The 1,775-nt window shown below is 42.1% G+C and carries 1 protein-coding gene; it reads right to left on the reverse strand.

The window, feature by feature from the left end; all coding sequences use genetic code 11:
• Positions 1 to 98 precede the first annotated feature (98 nt).
• Positions 99 to 1,643 carry an IS1182 family transposase gene (locus K1I43_RS15360; RefSeq protein WP_084555702.1) on the reverse strand — a complete coding sequence of 515 codons (1,545 nt, stop codon included), beginning with the start codon at positions 1,641 to 1,643 and terminating at the stop codon, positions 99 to 101.
• Positions 1,644 to 1,775: the final 132 nt, after the last annotated feature.

Consider the following 1,775-nt stretch of genomic DNA (forward strand, 5'->3'; position numbering starts at 1 on the left):
GGGGCTGACCCAAAAGTCCGCTAAAAAGCGGACTTTTGGGAGTTGGTTTTCATATTTTGTAAAATAAGAGAGGGATTTACCTCTCATTTTTCTATTTCTTAAGCCTCTAAGGATCGTTGTTTGTCCTTAGAGGCTTTTTTGAGGAGATTATGGGCAGCACAAATAAGCCCCCACTCTATGGAAACTTTTTGAAGGCCTCGCAAGACAAAACGGCGAAATCCGCGGTTTTGTTTGATTTGTCCAAACACACTCTCGATGTCTGTTTTACGTTGGCGATACCGTACCTGTCCTTCTTCACTTTCTAGTCGTTGGCGAACTTTTTGTTTTTGTTCGTGATAGACAGGGTTCCATTGTGTCGTACGTCCATATTTAGAAGTTGTGCAGGCAGAACGGAATGGGCATCCCTCACATTCATGACATTGATAGTGATAAATGATCGAAGTATGCCCAGATTCTGTAATCTGCTTCGTCGTTCCTGTACGAATCAATTTTTTCCCGTTGGCGCAAATCCAAACGTCTTCTTCTTTTATGTACGTCCAGTTCTGTTGGTGATGTGGATTCTTCTTGATTTTGCGTGTGTTCTCTTTGTCATACATGTTGTACTTGATTAACGCAGATATGTTTTTTTCTTCGAGTTTGACATAATTCTCTTCAGAACCATATGCAGCGTCAGCGATCACATGTTTAGGGACGACTCCATACTTCTCACGAACCGCATCCAGATGAGGAAGAAGGCAACGTGTATCACCGGGTCTCTGATGAATAGAGTACCCTAGAACGAACTGATCCGAAGACCCGACTTGTACGTTATATGCGGGCTTCAATTGACCATTTCGCATATGATCTTCTTTCAAACGCATGAACGTCGCATCCGTATCCGTCTTGGAGTAACTGTTGCGATCCCCACATACTTCAAGTTGGTGTTCATACTTTTCGCTACGTGGTAAGTAGTCTTCCTTCATTTTCTTCACTGCTTGTTTTAATGGTTGATTGTTTGGTTCTACTTTCAACCGTTCTTCCCACTCTTCCGTTTTCTTTCGAATGTCTTCTGGAGTCAACGTCGAAGGCGTATCTTCCTTCCTTTCTTCTGCCACAATCCCATCAATGTGGGCAATGAGTTGATCCACATTCTTTCTTAATTTCTCTCGGTACTTTTCAGAGGACTTGCGCCAAACGAATGTGTATCGGTTGGCATTTGCTTCAATTTTCGTTCCATCGACGAAATAGTCTTCCATGTTGACGTACCCATCCGCGACGAGCAGAGTGATCATTTCTCGAAATAAGTCGTCAATCAGGCCTTTCATTCGTTCAGAGCGAAATCGGTTAATCGAACGAAAGTCCGGTTTTTGAAATCCACTTAGCCACATGAGTGGAAGATGAACTTCGAGTTGTCGTGCAATCTCGCGACCATGATATATTTTTTGGGTGTAGGCATAAAGGATGATTTTTGTCATCATTTTCGGATGATAAGAAGAAGTGCCCCCACCTTTATAGTATGGAAGAAATGTTTCCATCGGGATACGTTCAACCATTTCATGAACCACATGAGCCATGTTGTCTGGTGGAATAAGATCTGCGATATTCCTTGGCAAAGTAAGGTTATCCATGGTATAATCTTTGAAAGAAATATGATCATGTTTCATAAAAGAATCGCTCCTTTTTTGGTGTAGTTGTTTTTGGTGACTCAATTTTACCATAAAAAGGGCGATTCTTCTATTTTTGGGCAAAAAAGAAAGGGCTAGACCCAAAGCGCATTAGCGTTTTGGGTCAGCCCC

Source organism: Anoxybacillus sp. ST70, from assembly GCF_019553625.1.
In the GTDB taxonomy this organism is placed as follows: Bacteria; Bacillota; Bacilli; order Bacillales; family Anoxybacillaceae; genus Anoxybacillus; species Anoxybacillus gonensis.